Source organism: Streptomyces regalis, from assembly GCF_001509475.1.
GTDB classification, from domain to species: domain Bacteria; phylum Actinomycetota; class Actinomycetes; order Streptomycetales; family Streptomycetaceae; genus Streptomyces; species Streptomyces regalis.
Genome location: NZ_LLZG01000312.1, coordinates 50,160 through 69,970, shown reverse-complemented (window position 1 = coordinate 69,970; position 19,811 = coordinate 50,160). Strand labels below are relative to the sequence as shown.

The following is a 19,811-nucleotide window of genomic DNA, read 5'->3' as shown; positions in this document are numbered from 1 at the left end:
CAGGGGCCGGTCGGACAGGGGCCGGTGGCGGGCGGGTTGCCGTACGGTCCCGGGGCGGCGGGCTGGCCGGCGTACGGACCGGGGGCCTGCTGGCCGTAACCGGCGGGAGCGCCCGGGGCGGGAGCGGCGGCCGGGGGCTGGTTGCCGTACGGGCCGGTCGGAGGCTGGTTGCCGTACGGGCCCGTCGAGGGCTGGTTGCCGTAGGGCCCGGCGGCGAAGGGCTGCCCGGGCAGCTGGGTGCCGGGCGGCAGGTAGCGCACCCGCCCGGTCTCCTCGGTGAACGGCATGAACCCGGCGGCCTGGAGCCGGGCCGCAAACTTCACGTTGCGCTTACGGTTCACGACGAAGACCACGCCGAGGATCGCCATGAAGAACACCCACGTGAGCAGCGCCGCGATCCAGGCGGCGCCGTCCCCACCGAGCCGCACTCCGAGGAGCCCGGCGCCGAAGGTGACGCCCACGGCCGCGTAGCCCGCCCGCTTCTCGGCGTTCTTACCGGTCAGGTCGAAGTTGATGCGGGCCTTGAGGAGCTCGAAGGCGTCCGGCACGAGGGGAGGTACGGAGACCCCGTCGTGGGCGTTCGGATACTGCGCCCAGTTCTGCGCGGCGCGGGCGCGGGCCTGGGGGCTGGGGTCGGGCGCGATCATCATGATGAGCGCGCCGTTGCGCCCGCTGCTCTGCCGTACGTCCAGGTACTCGTACCCGAACTGCTGGGCGACGAAGGCGAGCCTGGCGAGCTTCTTCACGGAGGCCATGGGGCTGGTGAGCTCGACGGGCCCTCCGCGCGCCATCAGCTGCAGCATCTTCTGCACTTGCCGCTTGCTCATCGCCGTCCGCTCCCCACCGACCACCTGGGCCACTCGGCCCTTCGGGTCACCCCGTTCACTTGCGCAACGTCGTCAGTGTTCCACGGGGGTCTGACAGCCGGAACCTGGGTGGGCGTGCTTCACAGGATCTTGGGGGAACCTTGCCGCGGGGATGACGCGTCGGTTTGGGGATCATGCGGCCACCTCCCGCACCCACCGCTCCCGCCTCCCACCCACCTCGAACCACAGCAGCTTCCCCGCACCCCGGTCGAGCAGACCATCACCGAGGGGCCAGCCGCCCCAGCGGTCGGCGTACTCCTGGATGAGGAGCAGCCCGCGCCCGCTGACGGCGTCTGCCGGAGCAGGCAGAACAAGGTTGCCGGGCGGCTTGTCGAAGGGAGCCGGGATGTGAGAACTCGTGTCCCAGACGCCCACCCGCAACCGGCCGTCGCTCAGGGCGGTCAGGCGGAGGGAGGCGGGGCCTTTGGTGTGCCGGTAGGCGTTGGTGACCAACTCGGACGTCAACAGCTCGACGACGTCCAGCATTTCGGCCCTGCCGTGCCCGTTGAGGGCGGCTTGTACGGTCATACGTGCGACGCGTGCGGCGCGGGGGTCATGTGGGAGGCGGAGGGCGTACACCCAGGTGTCGGGCGGGGCTACGGTGGCCATGACGGGCTCCTGGAGGACAGGGAACGGGACTTGGACTCACTCAATGGCTGCGCCGTGCGGTGGCATTGCCTGGGTTGGTGCGCTTCCGACTTATAAGCACGGGCAGTTGGGCCGTATGCGACTACCGTAGGGCAGACGGTTAGACGCATCTAACCTTTTGAGCTAGAGAGCTCCAACCTTCACTCGTGTGAGGGAGAGCACCGCCGCCTCATGGCAGGAAAGGACATGCCGTGCCGCCCACCAGCAACCCCACGCTGCGCCAGCGGAGACTGGGCGCCGAACTGCGCAAGCTACGTGAGCGCGCCGGGCTCACCGCCACCGGAGCCGCCGCGTTGCTCGGCGTCAACCAGGCGCGCGTCAGCATGATCGAGACCGGCCGGACGCCCATCAGCGCCGATCGGGTCCGCGCCATGGCCGGCGTGTACGACTGCACGGACGACCGACTCGTCGACGCCCTGGCCGCGATGACGGGGCGACGCGCCAGGGGCTGGTGGGAGGAGTACCGCGACCACGCACCCGTCGCACTGGTCGACCTCGCCGAACTCGAGCATCATGCCGTGGCACTGCGCGCGGCGCTCATCATTCACATCCCGGCCCTACTGCAGACGACCGACCACGCGCGAGCCCTCTTCCAGCAAGTGGCACCGCCCATGCGGCAGTACGAGATCGAGCACCGGCTCACTCACCGCATGAAGCGACAGGGCGTACTGCATCGGGAGAACCCACCCCCGTACACGGCGACCATCCACGAGGCGGCTCTCCGTATGGGCTTCGGCGGCCCAGTCGTGGCTCGCGGGCAGCTCAAGCACCTGACCGACATGAGCGAGCTGCCCCACGTGACCGTCAGGGTGATCCCCTTCGGCGCACCCCACTTGCCGACGACGGGCCAGTCCATCGACTACGTCGAAGGCCCCGTCCCGCAACTCGACACCGTTCAGCTGGACACGCATTACGGCGCCTGCGAATTCCTCGACGCCGAAACACAGTTGGCCAAGTACCGTGCCGTGCTGGACCGCATGGAGTCCTGCGCGCTCAGCACTGCAGAGTCACGGGATTTCATCCACCGACTGATCCAGGACATCTGAAAGAGACCACAACCATGCAGACCACCCACTGGCAGAAGTCCACCTACAGCGGCGACGGCTCGAACTGCGTCTACGTCGCTGCCACCTCTACCGGAGACATCCTCTTCCGCGAAAGCGATGAGCCGGAGACGATCCTGACCACCGGCTCCCGACAACTCGGCGCACTGATATCCGCTCTCAGGGGCCTGAGCGATCCAGGAGCCTGAAGTGAGCGCTGATCACGCGCCACTCCTGACGTCGAATTCCGTACGTCCATGAAGGCCGTGCCCCCGTCTCGCGTCGGCGCGAGGTCCGTCGCACAAGGCTCCTGCCGTTCAGTCCGGCAGGACGACCATGTGGGCGGGAGGTACGCCGGGCATGGGCGAGAGGGCTCGGAACTCGCCGGTTACGAGGACGTCCCGCACGGCGCGGTAGACGTTCTCGACCGCCGGGCCGCGGTACTCCCGGAACGTCGGCGTGGCCTGAAGGAGCAGGGATCCGTTGGGCAGCGCGATCACGGAGTGGAAAGCCTGAGAATCCCGCAGGGAGTCGGCGCCTCCCAATCTGACGGCAACGTCAGCGGAGATGACCATGAGCCATGAATAACCCCGCAGCTCCGAGCGCCACCGAGGGGTATTGAGCGTCGGGTCACCGGCCTCACCCCGGAGGAAACGCTCACGCTCCGTCATTTCACAGGCGTGATGGTAGGAGAGATGCCCGTACACCACGTTGTACCGGTCGCAGACCCACCGGACGGACCGCAGGAGACGGTCCTGCGTTTCTTGGGACTTCTCCGGCTCGAGAAGTTCCGTCTCATCCATGTAGATGACCAGCTTCACATATTCTGGAAGGTTCTCGTCGAAGGTAGCTGAGATCCAGACATCGGAGTCACCGATTTCGCCGCCGTCTGTAAATTTCCCGCTCTTCACGGAGACCGACTCCGGCCGGTCATCGATGAACCTCATCAACCAGGGGAAGACTTCCGGCACGTAAGGGTTGTAGCGGACGTCGAATGTGTCGCGCGGGGCCACCGAAACATAGGACCATCGGTTCGAGTCGCCATGTGGTTTCAGGGCGGGAACCCGAGAGGACCCCTCGCCGGAGATTCTGTGCCGCTCAACACTCCGGAGGATATCGATGCCTGTGAGTTCGCGAACGCCCGCCCTCTGTGAGCCACCGGAAAGCGCAGTCGGACAACCCTGCACTCTCGGCGTCAAAAATGGTGAGCTCTGCCACCAGTTCATGCGAAAGGTTGGCATTGATCGCGTCGAAGATATCCACTGAACCCGCCTCCCGTTGAGTCTCGCCTTGACTCTTCTCAAGACCGAACGGGCTCATCACCATTTTCCCGATCACGTACAGGGCGCCCAGTTGCGATGGCTCCCCATGCGGAGCTCCTCTTCAGCAAGCCTGTAGCTAGAAACCGGGATCACATCTTCGGCCTCTTCCGGTCCGTCGAGACCCAGCCTCATTGCTGCTTCAGCATAGGCTGCACGCACTTCTTGGAAGAAGACTTTTACCGATGGAACCATTACGCCACCTTTCCTTCCTGACACTTCTTAAGTTTACGGTCGAACTCTGTAAACCTCCCAGGAAGGAAATTCTCCGGACTCGACCTGCCGCCAACCATAGCCCTTTCCGGGAGGACATCCGCCTTTTACTACTCGGATTCCTTCACTAGGCGTCTGGCAATATGTCGAGTCCGTTGATTTGCCCATTTGGCGGTGGACAATTCCCGCAGGAGCTCCAAATGCTCTTGCGAGATACCCCTATCCAGCATCCAGTGGACCGCTCGCTCTACCCAGTGACTACTTCGACTTCTGATCGCCACCGTTAGCACATCTTCGATGGGGACCAGATTCTGAACATTTTCGGGCGACAGTCCGAACCGTTCAGCAGCAGCATCCAATCCTGCTCGAAGTGACCTCTCGTCTGATTCCAGGATCGTCACCCAAGACGAGGGCAAGCTCCCCGCCGAGGATTCGACTGCACCTTCGAGCCTTCCCAGCGTCCACACCCCTTTCCGGTCGAACCCCAACCAAATTCCCGTCGTACTGATCTGCGACAGCGGTAGCCATGCAACGGCTCCGGCCTGATCCGGGTAGGAAGAGACGATCCAACAGCTCTCGGGCACAGCTGAGAGCTCGACCATCAGATCACTCACTGTCACCGCACCTGCCTCATGAGGAGGATCCGCCAGGATGCCACTTTGCCTACCAATGCATGCTCGGGGTGTGACTCACGGTTATCCCGTGCTGACCCATGAAGTCCTGGAACGCCTTCCTTGCCGAGTCATTCCAGTTCATTCCATAATGCCCGGACCACTGATTGGTCTGCAATTCCCCATTCGGCCCCCGGCGTAGACGACCGCCGACCATCGTCGACTTGTCGGCGCCAACCGCGCTCCCCAGGAAATCATGGCCACCAACACCTTGGTCGGCTCCAGTCGCGAAGCGCCCTGTGGTCGGATCGAAGATGAAGTCCCTCTCACCCTTTGGGCTGAAGTTCCTCACCGCGCCGACAGATTTCACCCGGTCGCTCACCTCAAGTACACCCTTGACCGGACCACTTCCGTCAATGAGGCAATTGGAATTGTGAACCAGGATGGGAGTCTCGCCCGCCAGCACATAGTACGTGTGCAGGTCGTCAACCGTGAGGTTGTACGTACGAGCGTGCTTGGTGAAGGAGCGGTTGGCGGTGACGATGACGGTGTCGCCCTCGTCCGTGAGGAGCGTCATGCCCGGCTCAAGGTCTCCCGCCTCGACCCAGTCCCCCTCCGACGGAGACCAGAACGGGTGCTCGTACGTGGCCGTCAGCTTCTCGATGCCGTCCTCTGTTGCGATGGACAGCTCGTTGAAGTGCTTGTCGTGCTCGGTGATGATGAGGCGCGTGACTTTTCTGGGGCCGGACTCACCCGTGCGGGGATCAGTGGCCTTGACCTCGTCACCGACTCTAATGTCCTCGATGTCCTTGGTGCTGCCGTCGGCCATGAGGACATCGGTGCCGGCCAGGAAGCATCGGGTGCAGCCTCCTGCCATCCCCTTTCCTGGTTTGCCGCCAACTGCCAATCTCCCCGGTCCCGCCCCGCCCCACGGACCGGCAATTGCGCTGACCGTTTGCGCGAATCCCATCGACATGTTCAGGAAGTTGGTCATCACGGCTCGGGGACACGACTTCATGGCCCAACAGACGTTCAGCCCCCAATAGCCGAGTTGCTGCTGCGCTCCTTCCGGATTAGTCCCGTCTGTCAAATAGCCTGGAAGGGCACCGTTGGTGTACCTAGCGGTATGCACATATGTGTAGAAGCGGTCGATGAACTCGTCGCGCCCCTTCCACTTCGTCGAGATGCGGACGCCCGGAAATACCTCTGCGGGGTCGTAGTTGTAGCTGGTGGCCGGTCCGTTGCACGACGTGCACGGCTTCTCCCCGCTGTGCTGACCCGTATAGCCCGCGCGTTCCCCGTCCCCCGCGACGGGATAGCCGTCTCCGCAGATGTCCCGCCTACACAAACCCGAGGGGTCGCTGAAGCTGACAGGGCTGTTGCTAGAGTAGGCGTAGCCGTTCATCTGCAGCGGGTCCGCGATGTCGATGATCGGATCCACGGAAAGGAACCGGCCCGAGTTCTGGTCGTACTCGCGGGCGCCAATGTGTGTCAGGCCCGTGGCCGCGTCGTCGATGCCAACGCCCAGGTAGCTACGCTTGTTCGGCCATGTCGACGGCTTGGGGCCGCGAAGTTCCCCGTACGGCTTGAAAGCGCGGCGGGTGACGGGCTGACCGCTCGACACTTCCACAGTTGTGTTGGCCGTGCCGAGGTGGTCCGCCAGCAGGACGTTCAGCTTGTGGCCCGTCGTCGCGCCGTTGCTCGTGGTTCGGGTCACCGTAGGTGCGCCGGGTTGGGCGTAGGCGCGGGAAGCCTTGGTGATCGCCCCCGTTGTGCCCGTCGTCACCTCGGTCTCGCCCAGGTAGAGCGTCGAGCCCGACGGTGAATTCTCCAGGATGCGGTTGCCGGCGGCGTCGTAGACGTACGTCGTCTTCTTGCCGTCGTCGGTGATCGTGTCGAGCTTGTTCTCGGACGTCCAGGTCAGGTCCTGCGTAGTGGCGGCCAGGTCGCGGAGCTCGGTGTTGCCCACGGCGTCGTATCGGTAACTGCTGCCCCTGCCTGACGGGTTGGAGCTGATCCACTTCATCGTGTGCGGCTGCGCGGTGGTGTCGAAGCCGTACGTGTAGGTGACGTTCTTGGTCGCGTCCGCTGGGTCGTGTTCCGTCAGCGTGGCGCGGTTGCCCAGCCAGTCGAAGGTGAACGACTGGCGGTACGCCGTCGCGCCCGTGGCCACGGTCGTCGCGTCGGGAGCCGTGGCCGCCAGGGTCGACGACAAGGAAGCGTCCGGGCTCGACTTGTCGCTCGCGGTGTCCGGGGCGTGGGCCACCGGGCCGGAGGAGTTCCGGTAGTCGGTGCGATAGCCCCACATCGTGCCGTTCGACGCCTTGCAGCCGGTGGCGTTGCCGGCCGGGGTGATGTTCGACGTCCAGGCGTTCACCAGCTCGCCCATCACGTCGTAGGTGAAGCACTGGGTGTCCCACGTAGAGCCCGAAGCTTCCGACAGCTTGCGGGCGTTCGACGTGATGGTGCCGGACGCGTCGTACGAGTAGTAGCTGTCCGTGATGCGGTGCGGTCCTGAGGTCTCGCGGTCGGTGACCGTGCGCTGGAGGCTGCCGGTGTGCGGGTCGACGAAGTTGGTGGTCCAGATCCGGTGGGGCTGGGAGCTGGACACGGTCCGAAGGACCTCGCCGTACGGCGAGTAGGTGGCGTCGGACGTGTACCAGGCGAGGCCCGAGGTCGACTCGGCCAGGCCGTCACCGTTGTAGCGGGTGACGACCTTCTCCTTCGCCAGTCCGCCCACGGCAGGCAAGGTGACCGAGTGCGGCTTGCCGGTCTGGGTGTAGGTGTACGCGTACGCGTACGTGCCGCCCAGGCCCGTGGTCAGCATGTTCGACGGGATCACCGTCTCACTGCCCGTGGGCCGGTAGTCGGTGTCGTAGCCGGTGACCCGGTTGATGTAGTCGCCGCCCGACGTGTGCCGGGTCGAGGCGACCGGCTGGCCCAGCGCGCCCGGCAGGCTGTCGTACGTGAACGACTTGACCGGGTTGGCGGTTGCCGAGCCCTCACGGACGAACGTGACCCGGCCGAGCTCGTCGTAGTCCGTGTACGTCGTCCGCGACTTGGCGTCCGTCACCTTGACCGGGCGGTCGGCGTCGTCGTACCAGGTCTCCGTCCTGCCGGTGTCCGGGTCGCTGGTCGACGTCACGCGGCCCCGGGCGTCGTACGTGTAGCTCCAGGTGTTGCCTGCCGGGTCGGTGACCTTCGTGCGGTAGCCGCGGGCGTCGTACTCGTACGTCGTCTTGCGGCCACTGGTCTCGGCCGTGGCAGATTCCCAGTTGGTCTTGGTGGCGTTGTCCTTGTAGTGGCGGATCGCGGTGACCCGGCCCAGGGCGTCGGTGTACGTGCGCGTCTGAGGGGCGGTCGAACCTGCCGGATCCGTGAAGGCGCTGGTGTCGTCGTAGAAGGTGTACGAGAGGTAATCGCCCCTGTAGGTGTCGCCGTGGTACGTCAGCTGGATCGACGGCCGCTCCAGACCGTCATAGATGTGCTGGACCCGGCTCGGGATCAGCGCTTTCGATCTCGCCGCGAACAACTCGCCCGCCGGCTCGCCCTTCGCGAGGTAGCCGCTCGTCTGCTCACCGACCAGGCCATGGTCGTCGTACTTCGTGTCGGTGATGATCCGGCCAGGGCCGTGCGCCTCGGACTGAGTCTGGACCTGGCGCATCAGGCCGTCGTAGATCGTCACCTGACGGCTGTACGTACCGTCGTCCTTCAGCGTCTTCGTGGTGACAGCGGCAGGCTTGGTCTCGGCGGAGGTGGCCACTGCCAGCTGGTACGCGATCTCCACGTCCGGGGACTTGCCACCCGAGGAACGCGACGGCGACCAGCCCTTCACCAGGCGGCCGAGGGCGTCGTACTCGTTGCGCGTGACCCGACCGTTGGCGTCAGTGATCGTCAGCGCCAGGCTGCGGCCCGGGTCGAAGGTCGTGGTGACGGAGTGGCCCTTGGCGTTGATCGTCTTCACCGAGGTGACCGGTCCGCCCGTGTCGGCAGGCGTGTACTGCGTCTCTGTGGTGCCGACGCCCGGCTTGGTGATGGTGCGGATGCGGCCCAGTGGGTCGTACGTGGTCTTGGTGACGACCGAGTACGAGGTTCCGGCGCCGTTGACCCCGGCAGCGGAGGTGACCTGCCCCTTCGTCGGTGTCTCGGCGTAACCCAGGTCGTCGTAGCTGTTCCGCACCGCCTTGATGAGCTTGGTCGCCGGGTCCGCCGTGTCGTGGGCCGCACAGGACGTGCCCGTACTGCGCTGCTCCTTCGGCAGACCGATCAGCCACGCGGATGGGTTGTGCATATACGACGTCTTGGTGCAGGTCTGGTCGGAGAGGGTCTCACCGGTGCTGCCGTTCGGCTTGACCACAGCGGTCTCCACCTGGATCGGCAGGCCGTATGTGTCGTCGACCGTCGTCAGCGTCCGGACGGCCCGCCAACTGCCGTCGACCGGCTGGATCTCCTCCGTACGCTCGATTCCGCTGCGGTGCGCGAGCAGCGGATCCATGTCCGTGCCGTTCTCGGCCTCCCGCGAGCGGGACGCGGTCTGCTTCGACCAGGGGTAGTTGAGCGTGCGCTTGTGGATCCGCTTGTCGGCGTCCCGGTAGGTGATGGTCTCCGCCGTCATGCCGGCGTACTGCGGTGCGTCGTCGGCGAGCAGGGTGTGCGTGCCCGTGGAGTCCTTGACCGCGCCGCCCACTCCCTGGAAGTACCGGGTCTCGGAGTACGACTGGGCCTGCGGGATGTTCGGCTGGTTGCTGGTGCTGCTGCCCTTGGTGACGGCCACCTGGCGGTAGCCGCGCCAGACGCTGTACGTGCGCAGGGACGGGCGGGTGAACTCGTCGTCGCTCTTGGCCCAGGCGGGGTCCGTGTACTGGTATGTCGTGTGGACGGGCTTGCCGTGGGCAGTGACCTTGTCGGTCTCGGTCACGGAGTCGACGACGTACTTGTTGAACCAGGCCTTCGCGGGTGTCTTCTCGTCGCCGTCCGGCGACCAGCGGACGGGATAGCAGGTGCCGTTGTTCTCGCCCTTGTCCTCGGACGGCTCGGTGGCGCAGCCGCCCTTGTACTCGACCTCGATGTCACCGCCGTACTCCGTGGCGACGGTGCCGATGCGGGGGCGGGTGAACGCGGGGCGTTGGTCGTTCGAGCCGCTGGGCACCAGGTTCGGCAGTTGGCGATCCTTCAGGCGGCCGTGCAGAGGCGAGGTGGAGCCGACCGAGTACTCGGCGAAGCTGACGCCGTCCTTGTGCTGGAGGGTGCCGGTGGTGTCGCCAGGGGCGAAGCCGCGACGGGTGATCGAGTTCAGCCAGAGGCCGGGAGAGGTGTCGTACCACTCCTCGGGGAAGGACTGGTGAAGCTCGTACGTGTCGACCTTGCCGAGGCCGGTCTGTCCTGCGCGGGCGGCCTTGGTCGTCACCGTGTCCAGGCGCATCTGCGTCCAGAAGGACGGGAACGCCGGGCACAGCTTCGACGCGGACTTGCAGTTGAGGTTACCGGGCGTGTCCCACCAGGGGCGGTACGCGCCCGGGTCGTCGGTCTTGGCGAAGTTGGCGGCGGTGCAGGCCGTCTCCGACTTCAGGCAGCGCTGTTCGGCGCCGAACTCGACGGTGGCGGACGGCTTGGTCAGGTCCGAGCGCATGCCGTACTCGATGGATCTCGGGTAGGCGTAACGGTCGTACTGCTCCGGGGACGTGAACTTCTTCTTTACGGCGTAGTAGTTCGTCTCCTGCTTCCAGTTGACGACCATCGTGTTGCCGTGCACGTCGACGACCTTGTCCAGGCCCCAGCGCCAGGCCTGCTTCTTGCCGGCGCCACAGCGGGAGTCGGCGAAGGCGGTGGCGTGGCAGGGTTCTCCGGGGTGGTTGCCGAAGACGGGGACGGCTGAGACGGAGTCCGTGTCGGCGTGGCCACCGCCCACCTGGTTGAGACCGAAGTAGTACTTGGTGCCGTCCCGGGTCGTGACGATCCAGTACTCGCCGTTGTTGTCGCCGTTGGTGCCGCCGGTGCGGCGCTCGACGCGAGTGCCGTCGTCGCTCTGGGGGCGGTAGATCTCGGTGTCGGTCTCGGGGTTGCTGCCCGCCGGCGCGTCTCGCACCAGCTCCACACTCCGGCCGCCCAGCGACATCACCGCGTTGTACGACACCCAGCACAGGTCGGACGTCTTGTCCTTCTTGGCAGTGTTGTTGGGCGTGCCGGACTTCAGCGCCTTGCGGTCGTCCTGGCAGGTGCGGTAGCGGCGCTCGATGTGGCCGGGGTCGTAGTCCCAGCCCTCTCCGATCCAGGAGGCCTGGGGAGAGGACACCGCGACACGGCCGTCCACCGTCTGGGAGTTGTAGCTGAGGGAGATGCTGGGGGCCGGACCAGCCGGAGCCGCGGGCACGAGCAGCGGGTACGACCAGGTGAACGCGCCCGACGAACCGCCCGCCTCCCACTTGCCATTGGAGACCAGGGGCGTGGCCTTGAAGGTGCCGCCCGCGCCACCGCCGGAGTCCACTGCGCCGACGACGGCCGTGTCACCCGTCGCAGCGACCGGGGTTGCCGAGGTACGGAACGCCGCCTGGGCGATCGACGGGCCGTCGGCCTCGGTGGCCTTCGCCGAGGCCGGGGTGACCGTTCCGTCCGCCGCCGTGTCGACCGTCGCCGTGATCGACTGGGTCTTGGTGTCGTTGGTCGTCTCCAGTTCCTCGTACACCTGGCACGCCTCGACGTCCGGCGTCGTCAGGTAGCACTCGGGGAACTGGACGAAGCGCAGGCGGGAGGCCCAGTCGGCGCCGTAGAGGTTCTTGAACTTGGCGTAGTCGAGCTTGACCGAGATCGGGACGGAGCCGGTATCCGGGGCCTGGACCTTGACGAGGGCACCGTCGACGCCCTGGGAGACGGGCGCGGTGCGGTCGAAGACCTGGACGGACCAGGTGCCGGTGGGGGCCGGCTGCTCCGGGGCCTGGCCGAGACTGACGGGGAGGTCGTCGACGGGGGTCAGGGCGACCTGCTGGGCGGTCGTGCCCGTGCGGGCCGAGGCCTGGGTGGTGGCCGACGCCGTCGAGCCGAAACTGATCGTCCCGGAGTCGGCGGCCGGCGCGGTGGCCGTGCCCGCGGGAGCTGATTCCTGGTCCTGTGGGACCTCGACCTTCAGGGTCTCCAAGTCCCGCTCGAAGGTCTCGCCGACAACCGGCTCGTCCTGGCCGAGTGTCTCCAGCTCCAGGGTCTCGCGGCCCTTCTCCTCGACCGCCGGGTCGGGCGGCAGCGCCAGCGACTGCGCGGGCAGGAGGCCCACGAGCAGGACGGCGCCGAGGGCAGGTACGACGGCCCTGTGCACACGACGCATACGACGGCGACGGACATGCGAAGAACGACCGAACACGGCGAGGTCCCCCCGGACCACTGAGGCGGGACCGGGAGCGGACCACGCGTGATGGCGTATCAGATGGCGCAGATTCTGTGACGGCTCCGTGGAGTTCCGCTAGATCACCTGTGCGGATGTGATGATCATCACGGTACGTAACGATTCATAGCAGCAAGTGAGGCTCAGGCGGCGCTTTCCCGAGCTAACGGAAGCCCCCGCCCCTCTGTGATCATTCGCCCAATTCGCCAGTTCAACTAGCAAACATCCCTGCAATTCCGGGACTTGGAGGGCGGTTCGGGATGATTTGCTCCCAAGGCCAGTGCTGCTCCGACCAGTTGTGGACGTGCGTGCCCAATCACCTTTACGGCCCGCGTGGTTGATCGACTCAACTCCGTCGCCGCATCCGAAGGGTGACGACAGCCCGCTCATGGGTCATCATCTGCTCGCCCGGCCGCGCCCTGTCCCGCGCCGGTTACAAGGGGGGAAGGGGAGCTCGCCCGATGACGCGCAAGACGCGCAACTGGCGCCGTGTGCCCGGACGTCGGACCACCGCCGCCGTACTGACCGCGGCGCTCGCCGCTACCGGCATCACCTTCATCGGCCTCGGTCTGAATGACCGGGGTTCTCGCGACGGGTCGGATCGAGAGGCGACGGCGAAGACGGAGCCCGTGACCGAGGCCGCCGCGATCGCGCGAGCGACGAAGACGGGCAAGTCCGTCGAGGTCACCGCGCTGCGCACCGCGCGCTCCACCACGTGGGCGCGGCCCGACGGTCTGATGGCGAAGAAGCTGTACTCGTCACCGGTCAGGGCCAAGGTGGGCGGCGAATGGAGGGACATCGACTACGACCTCCACCGCACGAAGGCCGGTTGGGAGCCCAGGGCCACGAACGCGCGGATCGTGTTCTCGGCCGGTTCCGCATCGCGCGACGGGAGACAGCGCTCCTCGCGCTCCACCGTGCGCCGAGTCTCCCTGGTCCAAGGGCTGAAGAGCGCCGCCGATGAAGAGACCGCGAGCCCCCTGGTCACCCTGACCGTCGACGGCCACCAGATCCAGCTCACCTGGCCGGGCACGGTCCCAGCCCCGATCATCGACGGCTCACGCGCCCTGTACCCCGAGATCTTCCCGGGCGCCGACCTGGTACTGACGGCCGACGACGACGGGTTCGCCCAGTTGCTGGTCCTCAAGAACCGGCAGGCCGCGGCCGATCCGCGGGCCCGGCAGATCTCGTACGGCATCACCTCCACCACGCTGAACTTCCGGCTCGATCCGGTCACGGGTGTCCTCACCGCCGAGGACGTCTTCGGCAAAGAGGTCGCGATGTCGCCGACCCCGCTGATGTGGGACAACAGCGGCCAGCCGGCCGTGACCGACGGATCGGTCGGCGCCAGCGCCCAGCCGACCACGTCGGAGAGCCCCGCACCGACCGAGTCGGCCACCGACGGGCCGAGCGAGAGCCCGAGCCCCACGGAGGAGCTCATCGAGACCGACGAGCAGGCGGACACCGCCCCTGAGACTCTGCCGGCCGCCACCGACGGCCCCGAGCCCTCGGTGTCCGAGTCCCCGCTGCCGTCCGCCCCGGCCGAGCCGACGCCCGCACCCTCGCAGAGCGGCTCGGCGGCCACGCTCAGCCTTCCCGGGCTCGATGGGCCCTCGCCCGACTCACGCGGCGAGTTGGTGAAGCCCAGCCTGACCGGAGCGAACTGGGCGCTCACCCCCGACCTGGCGTTCCTCGACGACCCGGCCACCACGTACCCGGTCTTCATCGACCCATCGGTGAAGAAGCACACCCAGAACTGGACCACCGCCTACAGCCGCCACCCCAACGCCACGTTCTACAACGGCAAGGGCTTCAACAAGGGCGGTACGCACGAGGCCCGCGTCGGCTTCGAGTCGGACACCTGGGGCACCTCCCGCTCGTACTTCAACATCGCCTACGACAAGGACCTCAAGGGCGCGAAGATCACCAGTGCGAAGCTGCGCATGCTGGAGACCTACTCCTGGTCGTGCAGCGCCCGTTCGATGAGCGTCCACCTCACCGGCCCGGTCAACGGGAAGACCAACTGGAAGAACGCCCCCAAGCTCCACGACGGCAACAAGTTCGCGACCAAGAGCTTCGCGCACGGATACAAGTCCGGTTGCCGGGACGCGTACGAGACGTTCGATGTGAGGACGGCCGCGCAGAAGCGGGCCGATCAAGGCAAGGACACCATCACCTTCGGCCTGCGCGCCCGGGACGAGCACTCGCAGTACGCCTGGAAGAAGTTCCAGGCCAACGGGGACAACGCGCCCGTGCTGGAGCTCGTCTACAACCGCAAACCGACCGTCGACTCCAAGTCGCTCGATCTCGGCCCCGACGGCAGGTGCACCACCACCGAGCCGTACGTCCGCATGGGCTCGGGCGACCTGACGTTCACGGCGCGGGCTTCCGACAAGGACAGCAACCTCGACCACCTCGACTTCGACCTGTGGCCGCACGGCAAATGGCAGACCACGGGCGATCTGCTGGGCTCCACCGGCAAGGTCTCCGTCGGCGGTGACAAGGACACCGCACTGCGCACGACGACGGGCTTCTCCACCAGCAAGCTCACCAACGGCACCACCTACTCCTGGCGGGTGCGCGCAATCGACGACGCGGGTGCCAGCTCGAGCTACGCGCCCGCAAAGACGCCGTGCCGCTTCGTCCTCGACACCACCGCGCCCAGGCCGCCGAAGGTCAGCTCCACCGACTTCCCCAACGCCGACGGCAGCGAGAACGGCTTCGGCAACGACGCCGAGGACGCCAACTGGTCCACCAAGAAGTTCGGCACACCCGGGTCGTTCACGGTGCGCGCGCTCAACAGCGACGTCGTGCGCTACGAGTACGGCTTCAACTCGCCCAGCTACACCGGCAGCCTCACCCGCACCGCCGGCACGGCCACCAGCGTGAGTGCGACCATCTCGAACGCCAAACCGCCGACGGCCGGGCCCAACGTGCTCTACGTCAGGGCCGTGGACAGCGCGGGCAACCCCTCGCAGGCGACGAAGTACTTCTTCTACGTCACGCCCCGGGACCAGGCCGACTCCCCCGGCGACTTCACCGGCGACAAGCTGCCCGACATGATGGTCGTCACCGAGGCCGGCAACCTGGGCATGTATCCCTCGCAGTCCACCTCCACCGACCTCAACAAGGGCACCGGCGACCTGAACTACTCAATGCCCGGCGCCTACCGGGACAACCCCGACAAGGACCCCAACGGCGACGACCTGCCGCCCTATGTGCCCGCGCCCAACGGTCACTTCAAGGGCGCCCTGATCACCCACAACGGCGACATCTACGGCGGCGACGGCCTCCAGGACCTGGTCGTGCGCGTCGGGGGCAAGCTGTGGGTGTACCCCGGTGATGGCTACGGCGCCGTCAACATCGACAAGCGCCGCGAGATCCTCCTCCCCGACGGCGCCCCCAGCCCCGCCGGCCTGACCCAGTTCGTGTCGGCGGGCGACGCCACCGGGGACGGCCGGACCGACTTCTTCGCCACCATCGGCGACGAGTTGTGGGTCTTCACCGGCTATCACGGGGCGACCATCGACCAGGCGACCCGACTGTGGACCTCGGGCTGGACCAGCCGGGACATCGTCAGCGTGCTGGACATCAGCGGCGACGGCGTCACCGACCTCCTCTACCGGTCCGACACCTCGGGCAGGCTTTTGCTTCGCAAGGGCATCGCCGCCTCCGGCGGCGGGGTCAGCCTCGCTTCCTTGGGCAACGCCGGAAGTTCGGCCGACGGCCTCGACGGCGAGTACGGCGCCTCTGGCTGGGCGGTCAGCGCCTTCCCGCTGCTGATGGGCACCCCCGATGCCAACAGCGACGCCGTCCCGGACATATGGGGCGTGCGGTCGGACGGATCGGTACGCCTCTACTCTGGAGGCAAGGCCACCGTCGTACCGGGGTCCGGCACAGAGATCATCGCCCCGGCGAGCTACTGGAAGACACGCATCGCCATCGGGTGACGCGGCCCCTGGCCGCCAGTTGACGAAACTGGCGGCCAGGCCCGTTCCTCCCCTACCTGGCGTTTCGTGTCTATCGTGTGTCAATTGTGAACGCTCCCAGTGGCCACATCGATGGCCGGAATCCATCCCTCGGCAGGCCTCACCAGCCAGCCCTCCTCGACCGTGAGCTCGGCCGCAGCGCGTCGAAGGGCGTCGAATGCCGGGTGCACCAGGCCCTTTCGCCACACCAGTGACACGGGTGACAAGGGCACGGGATCGATCAAGGGGCGCAGCACGGACCCGGGCATGGCCGGAAAGTCGATGACGGCGAGGACGGGGGTCCGCATCTTGGCCATGATCCGCTGGAACTCCTCGTCACCGACGGCGAGCGGGGCCGGCGGGGCCACCTCGATGCCCCGCCCCTCGAACAGCCGGTGCGCGAGGTCGGTCCACTCCGGCGTACGGGGGTTTCCGGCACCGGCGTAGACGGTTCCGCCCTCGAGCGCGGCGAGCGGCACCGCCTCCGATGCCGCCAGCGGATGGTCCTCGGGCAGCAGGATCGCCATCGGCTCGTAACGGACCGGCTGGTGGTCGAGGCCCGCCCGCAGCGCCGGGTCCAGCCCCGCGAACCGGCCGAAGGAGGCGTCCAGCCGCCCCGCGACCATCTCGCCGGCCGCGCCCGTCAGGCCGCTCTCGTAGCGGGCCATCAGCTCGCAGTCGGGGGCGAGCTCACGGGCCCGGTGCAGGACGCGGCGCGGGGTGCCCAGGCCTGGGGAGTTGAGGTCCACCAGCAGGGGGCGGGCCTGGCCGAAGGCGGCGAGCAGATCGTCCTGGGCCTGCAGCGCGCGGCGCGCGTACGGCACCAGCCGCTCGCCGTCGGCCGTGAGCGTGACCTGCCGGGTCGTCCGCACGAACAGCTCGGTGCCCAACTCCCGCTCCAGCCGCCGTACGTCCCGGCTGAGCGCCTGCTGGGCGACGTAGAGACGAGCGGCGGCGCGGGTGAAGTGCAGTTCCTCGGCGACGGCGAGGAAGGCACGCAGGAGGCGGGGGTCGAGGTGAGCGGCATGGGCGGGCATGCGGCGAACTTACAACTCACGTGCGTGAATCCGCGGCGGACAGGTGTTGGACCCCTTGATCCACTCTCGGCGACGGTGGATCCATGCCGCAACAGCCCGCCAGGAAAGCCCCGAAAGACCCTCAAGCCCCCAAAGCCCCGTTGCTCACCGTCACCGCCGACGCCCTCATCGCCGTCGACTTCGGACCGCGCACGCGGAGCCGCCCGCCCGGCCCGTACCGCCGGCTCTTCGCCCACCCCGGCGCCCGCGCCTTCACCGTCGGGAACCTGATCGCCCGCCTTCCCATGGGCATGTTCAGCGTGAGCGCGGTCCTGATGATCGCCGGTGCCCGGGGTTCGTACGCCCTCGCCGGCGCCGTCACCGCGACCGGCCTCGCGGCGACCGCGCTGGTCGCCCCCTGGACCGCGCGGCTGGTCGACCGGTACGGCCAGGCCCGGATCGCCGTGCCCGCCACGCTCTTCGCCGCGCTGGGCAACCTCGCCCTGCTGCTGTGCGTGCGCCACGACGCCCCCGCCTGGACCCTCTTCGCCGCGTACGCCGCCACCGCGACCACTCCCAACACCGGCGGCATGTCCCGCGCCCGCTGGGCCCATCTGCTCAAGGGCGACGCCGAGTCCCTGCACACCGCGAACTCCTTCGAACAGGCCGCCGACGAGCTGTGCTTCATGCTGGGCCCGGTCCTCGCGGCCTTCCTGTGCGGGACGTTCTTCCCGGAGGCGGGGACGCTGGTCGGGGTGGTGCTGCTGGTGACGGGCGTCCTGCTCTTCGCGGCGCAGCGCTCGACCGAGCCGCCGCCTCGGGGACGTACGGCCGTGAAGTCGCCGCTGCGCGCCCCCGGTATGCCCTCGCTGCTGGCCGTCTGCCTCGCCATGGGCGCGGTGTTCGGCTCGACGGAGGTCGTCACCATCGCGTTCGCGGACGCGGAGGGCCACCGCACGGCGGCAGGTGCGGTGCTCGCACTCCAGGCGGCCGGCTCCTGCGCGGCGGGCCTGCTGTACGGCCGGCTCAGGCTCTCGGCCCCCGCCGAGTACCGCTACCCGTGGTGCATAGCGGCGATGACGACCCTGCTGACGCTGCCCCTGCTCGCCGCGTCCCTCACCGGCTCGCTCCCGCTGCTGTCCCTCGCCCTGCTGATCTCCGGCATGGCCACGGCTCCGACCATGATCACCAACATGGCCCTGGTCCAACAGCGCACCCCGGACGGCCGCCTCAACGAGGGCATGACCCTCGCGGTGACGGCCCTGCTCGGCGGTATCGCGGCCGGCAGCGCGATCGGCGGCTGGATGGCGGAACACCTGTCGCCGACGACGGGGTACGGCGTGCCGGTCATGGCAGCGGCCATGGCACTGCTCATCGCGCTCGCGCCGCTCGATCTCCGCGTCGGCGACCGAGCGGCGGCCGATCACGGGCGCGAACAGTCGTCAACTGCCGGCTGATGTCTCGGCATTCGTCAGCATTTGTCAGCCGGGGTTGGTAGAGTCGCGGTTGCCGGTCGGCGAAAGCCAAGCCGTCCAGCTGCTTGATTCCTGCATCAGTACGCGAAACAAGCTGCCTCTTGGGAGGCGGGTCGCCGGGAGTGGCTCGGAGACCGAAAACTTCACGTGGAGTTGGTGTAAGACCTGGACTTGTCCGGGCTGTCGGCGGTGAAGCGTGAACCGTAGCCCTTGTCCGAGAGGACCAGGAACGGACCTTCCGAGCAGAAATGCCCGGATTTCTGAGAGTCGCTAAGGCTCTGAGTAACGGGTACAGCCGCATGGCCTTCAGGACCATCGTCAGATACGGAAGCGCCTCAATGTCCGCGGCTGCGGGTGCCCATCCTCCGGGCCACCGAGCACCGGTCCACCTCGTCCCGCACCCGCCGCTGTTCCTGCGGGTGCCGGGCGAGAAGGTGCAGGCCGAAGGCGAGTGCGGTGGCGGTCGTCTCATGGCCGGCCAGCAGGAAGATCAGCACTTGCTCGCGGAGTTCGTCGGCATCCAGGCTGCCGTCCTCGGCGTTCTCGGCGTGGACGAGGAGGGTGACCAGGTCGTCCCGGTCATCCCGGTCCCGGCGGCTGTCGATGATCCCGTCGCACAGCGCGTGCAGCTCCGCCTGGAGGCGTCCGGCGCGGCGGTTGGCGGGGGTGGGCCAGGTGCGCGGTGCCTTGAGCGGGGAGAAGCCCCGCTTGAGGGAGTACTCCTGGAGCGGGGGCAGGGTGCGCTCGATCACCTCGAACGCCTCCTTCACGTCGGTCCCGAACAGGATGCGGCCGACGACGCGCAGCGCGAACCGGTGCATCTCACCCACCAGTTCCACGGTGCCGCCCGGCGCCTCACGCCACACCGCGGCCAACGAGGCAGCCTCGTCGGCCACCTGGGAGGCGTAGCCGTTCACCCGGCGCCGGGTGAAGAGCGGCTGCACCAGCCGTCGTTGCCGCAGGTACGCGTCGTCCTGGCTGGTCAGCAGCCCGTTGCCGACCGACTGGCGCAGTTCCTCGTAGAAGACGTTGTCCTTGCGGAAGTTGGCGGCCTGCGTCGCCAGCACCTGCTGTGCGCCCTCGGCCGAGAACACCGCGTAGATGTCCGAGCGCAGCCCCGGCGGCCCGGCCCGGAAACGCACCACGTCGCCGTGGTCGCGGCGCGCTCGCAGGTACGCGGCGAGGGGATCGTTCAGGAGGTCGCTCATCGAGCCGAGCAAGGGGCTTCCCGTCACGATCGGCGCCGGGGCGGCCGTCGTCGTCATCGTCATGGTGCCCGC

The 19,811-nt window shown here is 67.6% G+C and carries 10 protein-coding genes; 4 read left to right on the top strand and 6 right to left on the bottom strand.

Going from position 1 to position 19,811, the window contains the following annotated elements:
* The coding region (locus tag ADL12_RS27590; protein WP_062706458.1) for a hypothetical protein at positions 1-827 on the bottom strand (827 nt) is incomplete at its 3' end.
* Between the two features lie 171 nt (positions 828-998).
* Positions 999-1,475, bottom strand: a complete 477-nt coding sequence (locus ADL12_RS27585) for an ATP-binding protein (RefSeq protein ID WP_062706447.1) — start codon at positions 1,473-1,475, stop codon at positions 999-1,001.
* Between the two features lie 230 nt (positions 1,476-1,705).
* Here ADL12_RS27585 and ADL12_RS27580 point away from each other — a divergent pair, with 230 nt between their 5' ends.
* Together ADL12_RS27580 and ADL12_RS27575 are read left to right on the top strand one after the other, a co-directional pair.
* Positions 1,706-2,560: a helix-turn-helix domain-containing protein gene (locus ADL12_RS27580; RefSeq protein WP_062706445.1), complete on the top strand. Its 855-nt coding sequence runs from the start codon at positions 1,706-1,708 to the stop codon at positions 2,558-2,560.
* Positions 2,561-2,574: 14 nt separating this feature from the next.
* Entirely contained in the window at positions 2,575-2,766 is a 192-nt protein-coding gene (locus ADL12_RS27575) for a DUF397 domain-containing protein (protein ID WP_062706444.1), read from the top strand.
* A 108-nt stretch (positions 2,767-2,874) separates the two neighbouring features.
* Here ADL12_RS27575 and ADL12_RS27570 read toward each other — a convergent pair whose 3' ends face one another.
* Both ADL12_RS27570 and ADL12_RS27565 read right to left on the bottom strand, forming a co-directional pair.
* Positions 2,875-3,528: a hypothetical protein gene (locus ADL12_RS27570; protein WP_159053315.1), complete on the bottom strand. Its 654-nt coding sequence runs from the start codon at positions 3,526-3,528 to the stop codon at positions 2,875-2,877.
* Between the two features lie 1,224 nt (positions 3,529-4,752).
* Complete coding sequence (locus ADL12_RS27565; protein ID WP_079052314.1) at positions 4,753-12,015, bottom strand: polymorphic toxin type 43 domain-containing protein; 7,263 nt, start codon at positions 12,013-12,015, stop codon at positions 4,753-4,755.
* 518 nt (positions 12,016-12,533) lie between these two features.
* Here ADL12_RS27565 and ADL12_RS27560 point away from each other — a divergent pair.
* Entirely contained in the window at positions 12,534-16,022 is a 3,489-nt protein-coding gene (locus ADL12_RS27560; protein ID WP_062706440.1) for a DNRLRE domain-containing protein, read from the top strand.
* A gap of 80 nt (positions 16,023-16,102) precedes the next feature.
* On the opposite strand, the gene ADL12_RS27555 is transcribed toward ADL12_RS27560, so the two are convergent.
* Positions 16,103-17,077, bottom strand: coding sequence for a LysR family transcriptional regulator (locus tag ADL12_RS27555; RefSeq protein ID WP_062706438.1), 975 nt, complete (start codon positions 17,075-17,077; stop codon positions 16,103-16,105).
* Positions 17,078-17,160: 83 nt separating this feature from the next.
* Between ADL12_RS27555 and ADL12_RS27550 the strand changes: the two genes are divergently transcribed.
* A complete protein-coding gene (locus ADL12_RS27550; protein WP_244188073.1) occupies positions 17,161-18,513 on the top strand; it encodes an MFS transporter in 1,353 nt (450 codons plus the stop codon).
* 353 nt (positions 18,514-18,866) lie between these two features.
* Here ADL12_RS27550 and ADL12_RS27545 read toward each other — a convergent pair whose 3' ends face one another.
* A complete protein-coding gene (locus ADL12_RS27545) occupies positions 18,867-19,802 on the bottom strand; it encodes a cytochrome P450 (protein WP_341846383.1) in 936 nt (311 codons plus the stop codon).
* Between the last annotated feature and the right edge of the window lie 9 nt (positions 19,803-19,811).

Coding starts and splice junctions, on each gene's coding strand:
- ADL12_RS27560 (WP_062706440.1), top strand. CDS start 12,534: ATGACGCGCAAGACGCGCAACTGGCGCCGTGTGCCCGGACGTCGGACC.
- ADL12_RS27575 (WP_062706444.1), top strand. CDS start 2,575: ATGCAGACCACCCACTGGCAGAAGTCCACCTACAGCGGCGACGGCTCG.
- ADL12_RS27555 (WP_062706438.1), bottom strand. CDS start 17,077: ATGCCCGCCCATGCCGCTCACCTCGACCCCCGCCTCCTGCGTGCCTTC.
- ADL12_RS27550 (WP_244188073.1), top strand. CDS start 17,161: ATGCCGCAACAGCCCGCCAGGAAAGCCCCGAAAGACCCTCAAGCCCCC.
- ADL12_RS27585 (WP_062706447.1), bottom strand. CDS start 1,475: ATGGCCACCGTAGCCCCGCCCGACACCTGGGTGTACGCCCTCCGCCTC.
- ADL12_RS27545 (WP_341846383.1), bottom strand. CDS start 19,802: ATGACGATGACGACGACGGCCGCCCCGGCGCCGATCGTGACGGGAAGC.
- ADL12_RS27565 (WP_079052314.1), bottom strand. CDS start 12,015: ATGCGTCGTGTGCACAGGGCCGTCGTACCTGCCCTCGGCGCCGTCCTG.